This is a genomic window from Enterococcus sp. AZ048 (genome assembly GCF_051715125.1).
GTDB classification, from domain to species: domain Bacteria; phylum Bacillota; class Bacilli; order Lactobacillales; family Enterococcaceae; genus Enterococcus_A; species Enterococcus_A gilvus.
Genome location: NZ_JBIOTD010000001.1, coordinates 2,373,760 through 2,389,970, shown reverse-complemented (window position 1 = coordinate 2,389,970; position 16,211 = coordinate 2,373,760). Strand labels below are relative to the sequence as shown.

Here is a 16,211-nt window from a genome sequence, read left to right as displayed (position 1 = left end):
TTTACCAGAGGGCCTTCGCTGAAAGTAAAAAAATATCCTTCCTGAAGAGATGTCTTCGTGAAGGATATTTTTTTGTTCAGCGTTTTGGTCGATTGGGAACGCTGGTCGTCCGAAACGGCTTTTTGAAGCGCTTAGGTAAGACTAGCGAGATCAATTCAAAAGGTGTAGCTAAAACCGTCCAGGCCACTTGGCGGGCACTTGGATGGAAATAATAAACCTGCATCATGACAAAATGAAGCAGCAATAATCCTGGCAACAATTCTAGTCCAATCTGCCACGAAGCATCCCAATGGGTAAAGTAGCGGAGCAGACTCAAGCCCAACGGATACAAGTAGAACAGAGACGTCACCAGGTTCACACGCCAGCTTTTGGTCAATAAGCGCAGGTTGAATAGGAAAAACAGTGCCGATAAAACGATCCCGATTGGTGGGAACAGGCTGACTAAAAAGGAATAAAGCGCGCCGAAAAGTAAAATTCCCGGTCCTTTGAGTAAGGCTGCGACAAGGATCAAGGCACCGATCAGTAATAATTGCTGTTTAATGGTCGCGATACATAAAATAGCGAACAACGCCAAAGTGGCCCAATGCCAAAAACTGCTCACGGCTTCCTTATCAGGATACCGTTGCTTCAAGTAACGTGCAGCATTTGGAAAATCTTGTTGAAAATTAGGCATACGATCCCCTCTTTCTAAATCGTCGATAGACACGTATTGTCCGTGTATCGATCCTTAGTGCCTAGTATAGAGAGAAAGCCGAGGAGAAACATCCGACTTTCGACGGATTTTCATAAGGAATGAGAAAATTTGAGATTTGTGCTATTGTAGGGACAGTTCTACTTGAGTGAGCAAGTAGTAAAAAGAATCGTACAACAACGTTTGAGGCTTTCGCAGCGTCGAGCATTTTATTGTTAACAGTTGGAGGAGAGGAACATGATTTTTGATTCTCATACGCATTTGAATGCGGAACAATTTGAAAATGAGATCCCGGAAACCGTCGAACGGGCACGAGCGCTTGGTGTGACGGAGATGGCTGTTGTCGGCTTTGATACGCCGACGATCGAGAAAAGTTTAGAGCTGAACCAGCAATATGAAGGGATCTATTCCATCATTGGCTGGCACCCGACAGAAGCGGGCAGCTACACGAAAGCCATTGAAGAAGACTTGATCAAAAAATTGACACTGCCGAAAGTGGTGGCATTAGGTGAGATCGGGTTGGATTATCACTGGATGGAAGATCCAAAAGAAGTTCAAGACAAGGTGTTTCGTCGTCAGATCGCGATCGCCAAGGAAATGAATCTGCCCATCAGTATCCACACGCGTGAAGCGTTGGAGGATACGTACAAGGTTTTGAAAGAGGAAGACATTCGCGACATCGGCGGGATCATGCATAGCTTCAGCGGCAGCGGTGAATGGGCGGAGCGCTTCTTAGATTTAGGGATGCACGTTTCTTTTTCAGGTGTGGTTTCCTTTAAGAAAGCCCTGGATGTTCAAGAAGCAGCGACAGTGGTGCCAATGGATAAATTATTGGTCGAGACCGACGCGCCGTACCTTGCGCCAATGCCGTACCGCGGCAAACGCAATGAACCAGGCTACACTCGTTACGTGGTGGAGAAAATCGCGGAATTGCGCAATTTGCCGATGGAGGAAGTCGCACATCAAACGACGCAAAATGCCCATCGCCTGTTTAGGATCACTGCCGATGACTAAAGAAAAGATTGAAGAAATCATCGTTGTTGAAGGCAAGGATGATACGAAGCGATTAAAGGAAGTCTTCGATGTCGATACCATCGAGACGCGAGGGTCTGCCATTAATGAAGCGATTTTAGAACAAATCGAGCATGCACAGGCAACACGAGGCGTGATCGTTTTTACCGATCCTGACTTTTCGGGCGAGAAGATCCGCAAGACGATCATGGAAGCGATCCCCGATGCCCAGCACGCCTTTTTGTCCCGGCGAATGGCGGCTCCGCAAAAACGCGGGGCAAGTCTTGGTGTCGAGCACGCCAGTGATGAAGCGATCATTGATGCCCTTCACAAAGTCGTGACGCCAGCGGAGAGCAACGAGCCCAAAATAGCTAGACAAACACTCTTGGAGTATGGTTTAATAGCGGGAGCTCAAGCCCGTGAGCGTCGAGAACGTTTAGGGGACGAACTGAAGATCGGCTATACGAATGCCAAACAATTAGAAAAACGATTAACGATGTTTCGGATCACCGAAGCACAACTGCACGAGGCAATGAGGAAAGTAGAGGAAACTTCTTGAACGAACACAAAGATATCGCAACGCCTTCTCGAACACGAGAAATCCTGCAAACGCACGGCTTCTCCTTTAAAAAGAGCTTGGGTCAGAACTTTTTGACCGAACCCAATATTTTACAAAAAATCGTCGCCACTGCCGAGATCGACAAGCACACCAACGTGATCGAAGTCGGACCGGGAATCGGCGCATTGACTGAACACTTGGCCCGCGCGGCGCATCAAGTTCTCGCGTTTGAGATCGATGACCGTCTGATCCCTGTTTTAGCAGATACGCTAAGTCCTTATGACAACATCCGTGTCGTCCATAACGACATTTTAAAAGTCGATTTGAAAAAAGAAACGGCGTATTTTGACCAAGCTGGGCCTATCAAAGTCGTGGCGAATCTACCGTATTACATCACGACGCCGATCATGATGCACATCTTGGAATCCGAACTGGCTGTCGATGAGATGGTGGTCATGATGCAACGGGAGGTCGCGGATCGCATCGCCGCAAAACCAGGCACCAAAGCCTATGGGTCCTTGTCCATTGCAGTTCAATATTATATGGAAGCAACGACAGCCTTCATTGTACCGAAGACCGTCTTCATTCCGCAGCCCAACGTCGATTCAGCGATCTTGCGGCTGGTTCGCCGCAAAACACCGGCGGTAGAAGTAACGGATGAAAGAGAATTCTTCAAGCTAACAAAGTCGGCCTTCATTTTGCGTCGCAAAACGCTATGGAACAATCTATTAAATACTTACGGCAAAGACGACGCGACCAAAGCGTGGCTAGAAACCAGCCTGCAGCAAGCGGAAATTGATCCGAAGCGACGAGGCGAAACACTCTCGCTGGAAGAGTTTGCCAGATTATCGAATGCGCTGGAAGCGAATAAGTAAGCAAGACCTGTGACAGCAAATGTGTCACAGGTTTTTTCCGATAACCTTCGATCCCAAAAGCGAGAGAGTGGTTGCTTTCTTTTTATTTTTTCATTAAATCCACAGTAAATTTGTCAAACAAAACCCCACTCACCTATAATAGAGAACATAAATTTGTATTTTTGGAGGACACAATGAAAAAATTGATCATTGGACTATTAGTGGTATTCGTTCTGGGTGCAGGCGGCTACTACGCATATACGACATTCAGCGGAAACGAAGAAGCTTCACCTAAACAAGAAACACGCAAAGCGAGCATCAAAGCAAAAGAACCAGAAAAAGCGGGCGAAACGATCAAAGCCAGCGACTACAGCGATGCGGACAACTGGTTATCAAAACCAACGGATATTACCAGCCAAGCAGATGTTTTCATGTTGTATCCGACGGCTTACGCACAAAAAGACAGCAATGCTTCACCAGTTGCTAAAATCGATAACGCAACGATGCGTGCGGGCGCACAAGTATTTCTAGCGACGCAAGGATCTGCCTTTGACACAAGCGGCAATATTTTCGCGCCTTACTATCGTCAATTAGATGCCAACTGGCTGTATTCAAAACAAAAAAGTGAACAAAATGAGTATGTTGACGGGATTCCAAAAGCAGACGTCATCGCCGCTTTTGACTACTATATCAAACACGAAAACAACAACCGTCCCTTCATTTTAGTTGGACACTCGCAAGGTGCCCGCATGATCAAAGCGATCATGTATGATTATTTCAAACAGCACCCTGGCGTGAGCGACCGCATGATCGCCGCGTATGTACTGGGTCAATCGGTCACTCAACAAGAAATGACAGACAATCCGCAGGTCAAATTTGCGACAGGCCCGGATGATACCGGTGTCGTTGTTTCCTATAATACTGTTGCTCCAGACTTTAACGGACAATTACCAACCTGGGACGAAGGCGCCTTAGCCATCAATCCGATCAATTGGAGAACCGATGGGACGCCAGCGACCGCAAACGAAAATCTAGGCTCTTATGTTCGCAATGACAACGGCGACTATGCTAAAGTGATGAACCTTGCGGATGCGACGGTAGATGGCACTCGCGGCCTCGTCGTTTCCTCCACAGTCGACAAAGCAAAATATGAAATGCCGGAAAGCACACGAAAACTTTATCCAGCAGGCTCGTACATGAACAATGACATCAGTTTCTACTATTACAACCTGCAGCAAAATGCTGAAAACCGTGAAGCACAATATTTCGCTACACATCCGCAGAAAACAACTCAAACACCTACACCGGATGCCAACCAGCAACCGGCACAGCAAGACCCGCAAACAGTTGATCCAAATCAACAAACGGCGCAATAAGTGGCAAAACGACCTTTCGATCACATCGAGAGGCCGTTTTTTTGTAAAAAGAATTTGACAAACGGCCCTTTGCCCGCTATCCTTAATTTACAATCATATTAAAACACGATGAGAAAGAAAGTAGAAACGATCCCTTCCCCCAGAGAGTCTCGGCAGCTGAAAAGAGATGGAAACGAATGGTTTTGAAAATGGCTTTTGAGTGGATCTTCTGACTAATTAAGAAGGTACGGGATGTTCCGTTAAACAACAAGAGTCTCCCAGTCAAACATGGGGTACTTGTCGAGGCAGCCGACTGTGAGGTCGCTGCAAATCAAAGGTGGTAACGTATATCAACTATGCCCTTAGATAGCATCATGCTATCTAAGGGTTTTTATTTTATTTGAAAAGGAGAGGATTTTATGAGCACTATTCCATTTCGTTTTGATCAGGTGGGCAGTTTATTGCGCCCTGCAAGATTGAAGGACGCGCGGGAAGCATTCAAACAAGGAACGATCACGAAGGAGGCATTGACGAAAGTCGAGGATGAAGAGATCATCAAAGTGATCCAAAAACAAAAAGAGCTTGGGTTGCAGGCAGTGACAGATGGGGAGTTTCGTCGTCGCTGGTGGCATTTGGATTTTATCGCCGGTTTGAAGGGGATCACGGTGTATGATTTTGAAACAACAGCTTTTGGCGTGACTACAGAGGCGCAAGGGACGTATGTCAGCGGTCCGCTTTCCTTTGACTCGGCGCATCCCTTTTTAAGTCATTTTAAATTTACAAAGGAGCAGGCTGGAGAGGTGACCGCGAAACAAACCATTCCTGGACCGAATATGATCTACCTCGATTCGTTTATTTTATCAAAGCAGTATCATGAAAATCCTGTCTATGAGGATAAAGCGGCCTTCATTCAAGATTTGATCACGACCTATCAAGCAGCGATCCAAGCATTTTATGATGCTGGCTGTCGGTATCTGCAACTGGATGATACGAGCTGGGGCGGGTTATTCGATGAACGTTTCCGCGGTCTGATCGCCAACAACGGGTACGACCCCGATGACTTGATCCAAGAGTTCGGCGATATTACCGAGGCTGTTTTGGCGGCTAAACCCGCTGACTTAGCGATCACTTTTCATTTCTGCAAAGGAAATTTCCAGTCCCATTGGCTGTACAACGGCTCTTACGATAAAATCGCTGAACGATTATTAGCCATCACCGCATTCGACGGCTTTTTCTTGGAGTTCGATGATGAGCGCTCCGGCAGCTTTGAACCCTTGAAAAATATTCGAGAGCAGCGGATCGTTTTAGGTTTAGTTACTACGAAAACACCGAAATTAGAAGACAAGGACGTTTTAAAAGCACGGATCAAAGAAGCGACACAGTATGTTCCTTTGACACAGCTTTGCTTAAGCCCGCAATGCGGCTTTTCGTCAACGCAAGAAGGAAATAAGGTTACGGAAGAAGATCAGTGGGCAAAATTACAATTAGTGATCGAGACAGCAAAAGAAGTCTGGACAGAGAAGTAACCAGTGACCTGCAAAACAGGACAGGGACTAACGTTCATTAAAAAATCTTCAAAAAATCAAAAAGCAACACCTGCGCGTCTTTCTCGCAGGTGTTTTTTTTGTTTTTTAAGCCGACCGCTGAATTTGTAAAGTATTCCACAAGCATCAAGTTAGAAAAAACACTTTTCATCTCCTATAGTAGTAAAGGATACAGAAACAGGAGGAATCATCATGGATTATCGCGTATTACTTTACTATAATTACACAACAATCGAAGACCCTGAAGCATTTGCCAAGGAACATCTCGCCTTTTGTCGCGCACTCGACATCAAGGGGCGCATTCTTGTTGCACCAGAAGGGATCAACGGCACGCTCTCTGGAACAAAAGAAGCGACCGAGCAGTACATGGCAGCCATGCTGGCGGATGAACGATTCAAGGACACATATTTTAAAAGCGACGAAAGCGAAGGGCACGCCTTCAAAAAGCTTTTTGTTCGTCCACGGACAGAACTCGTTGCACTGAATTTAGAAGAGGACATTGATCCACGTCAAATGACTGGAAATTACTTGGAACCTCAAGCCTTTCGTGAGGCATTGTTAGCGGAGGATACCGTCGTCATAGATGCCCGCAATGATTATGAATACGACTTAGGACATTTTCGTGGAGCGATCCGTCCAGAGATCCATAATTTCCGTGAGCTGCCAGAATGGATTCGTGAGAACAAGGAACAGTTTATGGATAAAAAAATCGTCACCTATTGTACCGGAGGCATTCGCTGTGAGAAATTCTCCGGCTGGTTGTTGCGGGAAGGCTTTGAAGATGTTGCACAGCTTCATGGCGGCATCGCGGCTTATGGGAAAGACGAAGCCACACAAGGGGAGCTTTGGGACGGAAAAATGTATGTCTTTGATGAACGAATCAGTGTCGAGATCAATCAGGTCGACAAGAAGGTCATCGGGAAAGAATGGTTCGATGGGACCCCGTGTGAACGCTACATCAACTGCAGCAACCCAGAATGCAATCGCCAAATGTTGGTTTCTGAAGAAAACGAAGAAAAATATTTAGGGGCATGTTCGATTGCGTGTGCTAAAAAATCAGACAACCGCTATCTAAAAAAACACCACATCACCCCAGAAGAACGGGATGCACGCGTGGCACTGATCGAAAAATAGTGAAACTTTTCAAAAAATTCTCACCGCTACTGTCTTGACACCTGATCGTATTTGGACTACACTAAAGTACGAATTAAGTGTCTTGACACGTATAGGAGGATACAATGAAAACTCATTCTGTTAAACATATGACGATTTCAGCCTTGCTGATCGGTATGGGGATCTTGATCCCTATGATCATGCCCAAGATCGTAATAGGCCCGGCATCATTCACTTTGGCCAGTCATGTTCCGGTCTTTATCGCGATGTTCTTTTCACCCTTTGTTGCGGTGGCGGTCGTTTTAGGAACCGCGTTCGGCTTCTTTATCTCCACCACTCCGATCATCGCACTGCGGGCGCTCTCCCATCTGATCTTTGCATTTATCGGGGCGAGCTATTTACAAAAGCATCCCGAGCTTGTATTGAAAAATGGGAAATTTACCTTGGCAAATGGCCGTTTCCAATTATTTAACCTGATCATCGGGGTGATCCATGCGGCGGCAGAGATGCTCGTTGTATCCGCCTTTTACTTTATGGGAAATATGCCGGATACCTTTTATTCACAAGGGTATCTGTACACGGTCTTTGTCTTGATGGGGGTCGGCGGATTGGTCCACAGCCTAGTCGATTTCAACATCGCCTACTTCGTTGCAGGCGCGCTGTACAAGCAATTCAACTTACCGATCTTTGAGAAGGCGGTCAAACAGGAAAAGAAATTGAACAAGGTCGTCGCTTAAGCCGTGAGAATACTCACGGTTTTTTTTCTTTATTCCAAATTAAAAAAAAAGAAAAAATGTAGAATGTTCATAATTTTAATTTGTATCATCTAAAAAAAGAGCTTTTATTTCCTTAGATTTAAGTTATATTCTATTCATAGTCATAATTGAGTAGAAAATGAGGTTAAATAAATGGTACGAGTTTTAGTTTTGACAAAGAATATTTTAGCAGAAGAAATAATAATCAATAAATTACAACATTTAAATTACGAAGTCTTTTGTTCCACTAGTATTTTGAATGAGATTCAAATAGAAGGACGAGTGTCTGATCTGGTGCATTATTTCCCGATCATCGTCATTGGTGAGACCATTTCAAGCTACGAGATGGAGCTGATGCTGCCGAATCTGACAGAACAGGATCATAGCATTCTACGGGAAGTGGATCATGCGATCAGTGAGGAAGAGCGCGCTGCTCTTTACAAGCTTGGCGTAAGCGGCGCGGTCCAAAACAGCGAGTCGATCGAAATACTGCGGGAACAGTTAGCAGAGGTCGCTGCTCAGTATCACGGCAAAGCGTTTGAACCTGCTGCAGCCGAAAAATGTGATGGCCCTGATGCAAGTGAAGGCGAGCAAGGAATCTCAGCAATGACATTGATCAATCTGTCATCGCTTGAGCTGCAGGTGCTTGAGAAATTACGCAGCTGCCCAGGCGAGATCGTCTCACGCGATGAGTTATGTATGACCTTGTGGGGCAACGTGTCACAATCTCGACTAGCCCAACTTTCTTCATTAGTCAAAAACATCAAATTGAAGTTGGAAATGCTGGAAGTCGATCAAGAGATCATCCAAACCATTTGGGGCAAAGGGTATCGCGTACGAAAAGATATCGCAGTCCACAACAAATAAACGCCATGCTGAGGAAAAGTGATCCTGCTTTTTCTCAGCATTTTTTTAGGCCAATTTGAATTGGTGCTCAAATTTCACAAGCTATGCTAGAATGTACTGTACGTTGAGGCTACGGGTTTTAACGAATGACAAAATAACAATTTAGGAACCGATTAGAAGGAGCAAGAACCGTGAAAAAAATTTTTTTGATTGGTTTGATGATGGTGTCCGCGGCATTTCTTTTCACTGCGTGCGGCAATGGAACGAAGGAACAGTCCACCGCGTCAACAAACAAATCCACACAAACAACTGAAACGACAACAAAGACGACCGAAAAAGCAACGATGAAAGATAAAATGGAGAAAAAAGTGGAAAAAACAATGGCTGATATGACGTTGGAAGAAAAAGTCGGACAGCTTTTCATGGCACGTGTGCCTGAGGAGAACCAAGTGGCAGATATCCAAAAATTTCATTTAGGCGGCTATCTATTATTTGATCGCGACATGCAAGGCAAAGGACAAAGCGACATCAAACAAACGATCGAAAGCTACCAAGAGTCCAGCAAGGTGCCGCTATTTATTGGTTCGGACGAAGAGGGCGGAAGCGTCAGCCGTTTGAGCCGCAACCAAATCGTCTCGCCAGCTTTTGAAAGCCCGCAAGCGTTATACCAAAAAGAGGGCTGGGATGGTATCATAAAAGATAGTGATCGCAAAGCACAAGTGTTTCGCGAACTAGGCATCCAGCTAGGCATGTTTCCCGATGCAGACGTATCGACTGACCCGCAATCGTTTATTTATGATCGGACGATCGGCATGGATGCCGCAGGAACGAGTCATTATGTGAAGATAAGCGTCGAAGAAATGAAGAAACAAAAAATCGGTTCGACCTTGAAGCATTTTCCCGGGTATGGGAACAATCGTGACTCTCATGTGGAGATCGTCACGGATGACCGTTCAATGGAGGATTTGCGAAAAAATGATTTTCTGCCCTTTGAAGCAGGGATCAAAGCCGGAGCCGACAGCATCATGGTTTCCCACAACATAGTAAAAGCCATCGACGGCAACCGACCTGCGTCGATCTCCAAACCTGTCCACGATGTCATCCGCAATGAGCTGGGCTTTACAGGGGTCATCATGACAGATGATATGGATATGGCGGGTTTGGCGGACTTTATCTCGCAGGAGGAAGCGGGGCTTCAAGCGCTGCAGGCAGGCAATGATATGATTTTGTCATCCAGTTACAGTACACAGATCCCGTATATTTTGGAAGCAATCAAAAAAGGGACATACAGTGAGAAAGAATTAGACCAATCCGTGAAGCGTCTGCTGACATGGAAAGCGGAATTAGGACTGCTCAACTAAAAAGGAGGAATTGCGATGTGCGCATCCATGCGTTTGAGAAATAATCGAATCGCCAAATAATCAACGTTTGACGAACTTCTTGTTTGTTCAAACGGCAAACAAAGGAGCTATTATGGAAAAACAACAATGGAGAAAAAACTATTTAACGATTTTATCTGGACAAACGGTTTCTCTGATCGGAAGTTCCGCCGTTCAATTCGCCTTGATCTGGTGGCTGACGAATGAATCGAAATCGGCGATCATGCTATCTGTCGCGGGTCTGTCTTCGTATTTGCCGCAAATGTTCTTGGGGCCATTCGTCGGAGTCTGGCTAGATCGGCTGAAGCGAAAGTATGTAGTGATTTTTGCCGATTTGTTCATGGGGCTGGTGGCGATGGGATTGTCCCTTTGGTTTCTGTTCGGCAACCCCGGCTATCTAGTCGTGATCGCCGCGTTGTTCCTGCGGTCTTTAGCAAATGTCTTCCACACGCCCTCCATCCAAGCCATCGTGCCTCTGTTAGTGCCGGAGGAGGAGCTGGTCAAAGCGAATAGCTGGAACCAGTTTCTACAGTCGGGGGCCTTCATGCTGGGACCTGTTTTGGGAGCGATGATGTTTGCTGCGATGCCGTTGTGGCTGATCCTATTGACGGATCTGATCGGCGCGGTCGTTGCCTGTCTGACTTTGTGGATCGTAGAGGTTCCGACGATTCCGCGAACGGAAGAAAGCATGCATCATTATTTGAAGGAATTGAAGGATGGACTCAATGTGTTTAAAGAAAATCCACCGTTGATGGTGGTCATGTTCTTCTCATTTTTCGTCATGATTTTTTACTTGCCTTTAGGGATCTTATTTCCCTTGATGACGAATGTTCACTTTGATTTGTCCGCAGGCTATGCGAGCGTGGTGGAATTTTGTTATGCGGTGGGCATGATGGTCAGTGCCTTTTTGATCGGTCTGAAGAAAGAGTGGCGTGAAAAATTAGTGATCGCGCAATTGTCGAATGTCGGGCTGGCGATCACATTTATCGGCAGCGGATTGGCGCCGGCAAACGTGACCGGCTATTGGATGTTCGTCTTTTTCTGTATGCTGATGGGTGCCGTTGGAAATCTCTACAACATTCCCTTCACCTCCTACTTGCAGGAAACGGTCGCTCCTGAAAAACTTGGACGCGTCTTCTCACTTTTTGGAAGTGTGATGTCCGGGGCGATGCCGATCGGCTTATTGCTGGCGGGTCCTTTATCAGAAAAAATGGGGATCGCGAAATGGTTTTTGATCTCAGGAATCCTCGTTCTGATTTTCAGTCTTTTGTCTCTGACCGTCTATCGTCGGGCAAAACTAAAACATTAACTAGAAAAAGGGAAGATGAGCCTTCATCTTCCCTTTTTTACTGTCTCAGAATGAGACAGGGAATAAAATAGCAAAAAAACACCTCGAAGGAGCAACAGCAACGTGCTCCTTCGAGGTGTTTTTATAGGTATTAGCTTTTTGAAAACTGTGCTTCATACAATTTCTTATAGAAGCCGTCTTTCGCCAATAGTTCTTGATGACTGCCGACTTCAAGAATGTGTCCATGATCCAAGACGAGGATCTGATCCGCGTTTTGAATCGTTGACAGCCGGTGAGCGATCACGAAGCTGGTATGATCTTTCATCATGGCAAGAAAGGCATTTTGAATTTTCTGTTCCGTTAATGTATCGACAGAACTAGTGGCTTCATCAAGGATCAGCATGGATGGATGGCTGATCATGGTTCGAGCGATCGTTAATAGCTGCCGTTGCCCGTCTGAAAGTTTGATGCCTGCTTCCCCGACGATAGTATCCAGTTTATCTGGGAGGCGCATTACGAAGTCATACATATACGCGTCCTTCAACGCGGCATAGATTTCTTCATCCGTCGCTGATTTGCGGCCATAGCGCAGGTTTGCCCGCAGGCTGCTGTCCATCAACCATGTTTCCTGCAAGACCATTCCGAATTGTTGGCGCAGACTGTCCCGTGTAAAGTGACGAATATCTGTCCCGTCGATCAGGATTCTTCCTTTGTCTACTTCGTAAAAACGCATCAAAAGATTCACGAGTGTCGATTTCCCGGCACCGGTCTTTCCGACGATGGCGATGGTTTCACCCGGTTCTACCGTCAGATTAAAGTCTTCGATCAGCGGTTGGTCCTTTTGATAGGCAAAATCCACATGATCAAAAATCACATTGCCATTTGCGCCTGAGAGTGTGCGTGCATCGGCATCGTCCACTTGCTCGATCGGTTCCTTCAGCAATTCAAACGACCGGTCCAAACCAGCGATCGCCGTTTGGATCTGGATCGTGATCCCAGAAAGCTCAATGAAGGGTTTTGTAAACTGACTCGAGTAGATCGTAAAGCTGGAGATGATCCCGATCGTTACATTGCTTCCTGCTCTCAGTGCCAATAATCCTCCGACAAGTCCGACCATCAGGTACGCCAAATGATCCACGAAGCGTGAGGAAGGGTTGGTCAAGGAAGAAGCGAACTGTGCTTTTTGTCCACGAACGTAGAGCTCTTGATTTAACGCTTCAAAATTCGTCTGATTTTGGTCTTCACGTTGGAATGCCTTCACGATTTTCTGATTTCCCACCATCTCTGTGATAAATCCAGAAATCGATCCGACTAGTTTTTGTTGGCTGGTGAAATATTTCTGAGAGGTGCGAGCGACGATATAGGTGATCAAGAAGATGATCGGTGTCGCTACCAATACCACCAGTGCCAAAATAGGGCTAAGATAAAACATAAAGACTAGCGCAACCAAGACGACGGTCATGCCGGAGAATACTTGGTTGAAGACAGCCGAGATCGCTGTAGAGATATTGTCCATGTCATTCGTAAAGCGGCTGACGATATCCCCTTGAGAGCTTTGGTCATAATAACTCAAAGGTAATTTATTCAAATGAGTAAAGGTTTCTTCCCGCAATTTCGCGACAGAATCAAAGGCAACCGTATTTCCTAGACGTTGAATGAAATACTGGCTGACGACCGTCACTAAAAAGATTCCGACAAACAACTGCAGAATGTGAAAAAGCCGGGTAAAATCAACGGCGCCTTGATCCACCATTTGATCGACAGCGACCCCGATATAATAAGTCATCAGGACGGAGGTGACCCCGCTGGCGATTCCCAGGATGATCGCAGCGATCAGTTCTTTTGGATACGCTGCAAGGTAAGGCACGAATAATTTTAAGGAGTGGAAAAAATTCTTCTTCTTGATCATTCTGCAAGCCCTCCTTCCTCTTGGGATTGTACCAGTTCTTGGTAAAGTTTCGATTCCCGCAATAAGGATTCGTGCGGTCCTTGCGCCGCGATTTTGCCATTGTCCATCAACAAGATCGTTTCTGCATCTTGGATCGAACGCAGGCGTTGGGAAATAATGATCACGCCGCAATCCAAATCACGTTTCAACGCTTGACGCAGATCCAAGTCTGTTTGGTAATCCAAAGCAGAAAGAGAATCATCCAGGATCAATAATTTCGGTTTGCGGATCAGTGCACGAGCGATCGTCAAACGTTGGCGCTGACCGCCGGAGAAGTTTTTCCCGTTTTCTAAGATGGGAGTATCCAATCCTTTAGGCAGCGTCTCAACAAATTCGCTGGCTTGTGCCGTGGCTAATGCCTGCCAACACTCCTCATCCGTCGCGTCGGCTTTTCCCCATTGGAGATTCTCGCGGATCGTACCGCTGAATAAGACGGCTGTTTGCGGAACAAGTGCGATTTCAGAACGCAAGTTATTCAAATGCCAGTCTTTTACATCGCTGCCGGCAAAACGAACAGTGCCCTTTGAGGCATCATAGAAGCGTGGAATCAAGCTGATCAATGTAGATTTCCCGCTGCCCGTCGCCCCGGTGATCCCCAAAATTTTATTTTCCTGCAACGTGAAGGTAATGTCCTGCAACGCGAGCCCAGACTTTTCGGTATAACGGAAATCCACTGCTTGAAAGTCGATCAATGGTGCTTGTTCATCAGGCTGTGCGATCGTACCGGTATCCTCTAAGGTCGTTTCTGTTGCGAAAACTTCGTTCAATCGAGCTGCTGAAGCCGCAGCACGTGTGAATAAAACCACCAAGTTAGAAACAACGATCAACGCTAAAAGCATTTGGTTCATATAGTTGATCAGCGCCAAGACTTGCCCTTGCTCCAAGTTTCCAACATTGACTTTGAAGCCGCCAAAATAAAGCAAAGCCACCACGCCGGCGTTCATGATCAAGGTCGTGCTAGGAGAAAGAAGGGCAGAGATGTTTGCGACCCGTTGATTCAGCCGCGAAATATCTTCTGTTTCTTCATTAAAGTGATCCGTTTCTGTTTTCGTACGAGCAAATGCCCGAATCACACGCACACCACTTAAATTTTGTGTCACTAGCTGGTTCAGCTGATCCAGCTTCTGCTGGATGACTTTATACAGCGGCACAGAGTAATGAATGATCAAAAAAAGAATCAAACAAAACAACGGCAATAGGATCAAGAAAATGATCCCCATCTGCCAATCAATATAAAAAGACATGATGACGGACCCAATACTTAAAAAGGGTGCACGGACGACCAAACGAATCAGCATCGCTAAGGCCCCTTGCATTTGGTTGATGTCATTCGTCATACGAGTGATCAATGTGTCTGTACCAAAACGGTTCAATTCATTATGGGAAAAGCTGTTGATCTTTTCCATCAGTCGATTCCGCAGAACAGTCCCAAAGCCTTGAGACGCGATCGACGCATAGTACTGACAAATCAGTGCACAGAGCAATCCGACGATGGAGAGGCCCAACATCGCGACCGCCATCTCGATCACTTTGCCCTGGTCTCTCTGGGCGATCCCTTCATCTACCAATCGAGCCATGAATAGAGGCAGGATCAGTTCGAAGACGGCTTCTAAGAATTTGAAAAATGGGCCAAGGATGATCTGTTTGCGATAATCTTTGGCGTAACGTAAAAGCTGAAACATATGACTTCCTCCAATATATATATAGTAGATCATTATCGAAAATAGGATCCCTTCCATTGTAACGTATTTGTCAAACAACTCCGACAAATATACTCTATGAAACAACGGACTTCTTCCATAATAAGGCCGTTGATCTCAGAGCCTTCTCAAATAATGACAGACCGACTATGAAAACAACGGTGGCTTCTTTCTCGTGAAACTGGCAATTTCTTTTCATCCATGGAATAATTGGAACTAGTTCTTAATAAAAAAGCTGTCATTTTACGGTGTGCAAATAAACTGACAGAATCTGAACAAGAAGGGCTGCTCTTGCGGGGCCTTCACAGAATGGAGGGGAAAAATGGAACAAATCTTTACAATCGTCGTGCTATTATTTTTTTGCTATTCCTTTATCGGTTGGCTGTGGGAGACGGTCTACTGTTCGATCAAAGCCAAACATTTCATGTATCGAGGATTCCTGCTGGGGCCGATCACGCCCATCTATGGCTTTGGGGTCGTAGGGGTCCTTTACCTGATCGAACCCTATCAGAAAAATATCGTATTACTGTTTTTCTTGGCGCTGGTTTTGGTCACCGCATTGGAATACCTCACAAGCTTCCTTTTAGAAAAAATTTTTCATTTAACCTTGTGGGATTATAAAGAAGTCCCATTGAATATCAATGGTCGTGTAGCAGTTCCAGTATCGATTTTTTGGGGATTGGCCTGTGTTTTCATCGTGCGGATTCTGAATCCGTATTTGATGCAGGTAGTATTTGGCTGGCAGCAACGGTTTGGCATGTTTTTACCGATGCTCTTGTTGATGCTCACGAGCTTTGACTTAGGCTTCACCCTTGCCAACTTAGCATCACTGCGACAAGCGATGACGAAGATGAGTGTGACGATCCAAGACAAAAAAGAGCAGCTCCGTACAGATATCGGAGATTTGAAAGTCGCAGCAGAGGGACGCCTGCAAAACCGCCAGTGGTTGTCAGAAATCAAAGAACAGCCGGAGTGGCGCAGACAGTTGCCGAAGTTGAATTTTCAGGAACGCCGCTTTTTAAACAGCTTCCCTAATATGAAATCCAAGGAACTAAAGAGTCCGTTAACAGAGATCCGTCAGTTATCTAAAGAGCTGCGGAAAAAATAATGTTACAAAAATATGACAGAAGTTTGTCCTTTCGATCCTTGAGGGGCCAAACTTTTTTTG

14 protein-coding genes and 1 other annotated feature are annotated in these 16,211 nt (G+C 45.8%); of the genes, 11 read left to right on the top strand and 3 right to left on the bottom strand.

Annotation, left to right across the window (positions count from 1 at the left end; genetic code table 11):
* Positions 1–76: 76 nt before the first annotated feature.
* On the bottom strand, positions 77–673 hold the full coding sequence (locus IGI66_RS11700) for a hypothetical protein (RefSeq protein ID WP_010779715.1): 597 nt from the start codon (positions 671–673) through the stop codon (positions 77–79).
* Between the two features lie 255 nt (positions 674–928).
* Here IGI66_RS11700 and IGI66_RS11695 point away from each other — a divergent pair, with 255 nt between their 5' ends.
* The 10 genes from IGI66_RS11695 to IGI66_RS11650 all read left to right on the top strand — a co-directional run bounded on the left by IGI66_RS11695 (position 929) and on the right by IGI66_RS11650 (position 11,416).
* Positions 929–1,705: a TatD family hydrolase gene (locus IGI66_RS11695; RefSeq protein WP_438849097.1), complete on the top strand. Its 777-nt coding sequence runs from the start codon at positions 929–931 to the stop codon at positions 1,703–1,705.
* The gene (gene rnmV, locus IGI66_RS11690) at positions 1,698–2,261 is read left to right on the top strand and encodes a ribonuclease M5 (RefSeq protein WP_010779717.1); all 564 of its coding nucleotides are present in this window, start codon (positions 1,698–1,700) and stop codon (positions 2,259–2,261) included. Before IGI66_RS11695 ends, rnmV begins: the two co-directional genes overlap by 8 nt.
* A complete protein-coding gene (gene rsmA / locus IGI66_RS11685) occupies positions 2,258–3,136 on the top strand; it encodes a 16S rRNA (adenine(1518)-N(6)/adenine(1519)-N(6))-dimethyltransferase RsmA (protein WP_438849096.1) in 879 nt (292 codons plus the stop codon). Before rnmV ends, rsmA begins: the two co-directional genes overlap by 4 nt.
* 173 nt (positions 3,137–3,309) lie before the next feature.
* Complete coding sequence (locus IGI66_RS11680; protein ID WP_438849095.1) at positions 3,310–4,491, top strand: DUF3089 domain-containing protein; 1,182 nt, start codon at positions 3,310–3,312, stop codon at positions 4,489–4,491.
* Positions 4,492–4,590: 99 nt separating this feature from the next.
* Positions 4,591–4,837, top strand: a binding site (T-box leader).
* A 52-nt stretch (positions 4,838–4,889) separates the two neighbouring features.
* Positions 4,890–5,996, top strand: coding sequence for a 5-methyltetrahydropteroyltriglutamate--homocysteine S-methyltransferase (locus tag IGI66_RS11675; RefSeq protein WP_438849094.1), 1,107 nt, complete (start codon positions 4,890–4,892; stop codon positions 5,994–5,996).
* 210 nt (positions 5,997–6,206) lie between these two features.
* Positions 6,207–7,148: an oxygen-dependent tRNA uridine(34) hydroxylase TrhO gene (gene trhO, locus IGI66_RS11670; RefSeq protein WP_086303274.1), complete on the top strand. Its 942-nt coding sequence runs from the start codon at positions 6,207–6,209 to the stop codon at positions 7,146–7,148.
* Between the two features lie 104 nt (positions 7,149–7,252).
* Positions 7,253–7,864 (top strand): hypothetical protein, encoded by a 612-nt coding sequence (locus IGI66_RS11665; RefSeq protein ID WP_086303275.1) that lies wholly within the window; start codon positions 7,253–7,255, stop codon positions 7,862–7,864.
* A gap of 171 nt (positions 7,865–8,035) precedes the next feature.
* A complete protein-coding gene (locus IGI66_RS11660; protein WP_010779728.1) occupies positions 8,036–8,749 on the top strand; it encodes a helix-turn-helix domain-containing protein in 714 nt (237 codons plus the stop codon).
* A gap of 170 nt (positions 8,750–8,919) precedes the next feature.
* Positions 8,920–10,089 carry a glycoside hydrolase family 3 protein gene (locus tag IGI66_RS11655; protein WP_438849093.1) on the top strand — a complete coding sequence of 390 codons (1,170 nt, stop codon included), beginning with the start codon at positions 8,920–8,922 and terminating at the stop codon, positions 10,087–10,089.
* 112 nt (positions 10,090–10,201) lie between these two features.
* Positions 10,202–11,416, top strand: a complete 1,215-nt coding sequence (locus IGI66_RS11650; protein ID WP_438849092.1) for an MFS transporter — start codon at positions 10,202–10,204, stop codon at positions 11,414–11,416.
* A 130-nt stretch (positions 11,417–11,546) separates the two neighbouring features.
* Here IGI66_RS11650 and IGI66_RS11645 read toward each other — a convergent pair whose 3' ends face one another.
* Both IGI66_RS11645 and IGI66_RS11640 read right to left on the bottom strand, forming a co-directional pair.
* A complete protein-coding gene (locus IGI66_RS11645) occupies positions 11,547–13,304 on the bottom strand; it encodes an ABC transporter ATP-binding protein (RefSeq protein ID WP_438849091.1) in 1,758 nt (585 codons plus the stop codon).
* Positions 13,301–15,025, bottom strand: a complete 1,725-nt coding sequence (locus IGI66_RS11640; protein ID WP_438849090.1) for an ABC transporter ATP-binding protein — start codon at positions 15,023–15,025, stop codon at positions 13,301–13,303. Before IGI66_RS11640 ends, IGI66_RS11645 begins: the two co-directional genes overlap by 4 nt.
* Positions 15,026–15,365: 340 nt before the next feature.
* Between IGI66_RS11640 and IGI66_RS11635 the strand changes: the two genes are divergently transcribed.
* Complete coding sequence (locus IGI66_RS11635; RefSeq protein WP_438849089.1) at positions 15,366–16,151, top strand: putative ABC transporter permease; 786 nt, start codon at positions 15,366–15,368, stop codon at positions 16,149–16,151.
* The last annotated feature ends 60 nt before the right edge of the window (positions 16,152–16,211 follow it).

Bases quoted from the DNA above. Each gene is read 5' to 3' on its own strand.
- IGI66_RS11700 (WP_010779715.1), bottom strand. From the start codon at position 673: ATGCCTAATTTTCAACAAGATTTTCCAAATGCTGCACGTTACTTGAAG.
- IGI66_RS11695 (WP_438849097.1), top strand. From the start codon at position 929: ATGATTTTTGATTCTCATACGCATTTGAATGCGGAACAATTTGAAAAT.
- rnmV (WP_010779717.1), top strand. From the start codon at position 1,698: ATGACTAAAGAAAAGATTGAAGAAATCATCGTTGTTGAAGGCAAGGAT.
- IGI66_RS11680 (WP_438849095.1), top strand. From the start codon at position 3,310: ATGAAAAAATTGATCATTGGACTATTAGTGGTATTCGTTCTGGGTGCA.
- IGI66_RS11675 (WP_438849094.1), top strand. From the start codon at position 4,890: ATGAGCACTATTCCATTTCGTTTTGATCAGGTGGGCAGTTTATTGCGC.
- trhO (WP_086303274.1), top strand. From the start codon at position 6,207: ATGGATTATCGCGTATTACTTTACTATAATTACACAACAATCGAAGAC.
- IGI66_RS11665 (WP_086303275.1), top strand. From the start codon at position 7,253: ATGAAAACTCATTCTGTTAAACATATGACGATTTCAGCCTTGCTGATC.
- IGI66_RS11660 (WP_010779728.1), top strand. From the start codon at position 8,036: ATGGTACGAGTTTTAGTTTTGACAAAGAATATTTTAGCAGAAGAAATA.
- IGI66_RS11650 (WP_438849092.1), top strand. From the start codon at position 10,202: ATGGAAAAACAACAATGGAGAAAAAACTATTTAACGATTTTATCTGGA.
- IGI66_RS11645 (WP_438849091.1), bottom strand. From the start codon at position 13,304: ATGATCAAGAAGAAGAATTTTTTCCACTCCTTAAAATTATTCGTGCCT.
- IGI66_RS11640 (WP_438849090.1), bottom strand. From the start codon at position 15,025: ATGTTTCAGCTTTTACGTTACGCCAAAGATTATCGCAAACAGATCATC.
- IGI66_RS11635 (WP_438849089.1), top strand. From the start codon at position 15,366: ATGGAACAAATCTTTACAATCGTCGTGCTATTATTTTTTTGCTATTCC.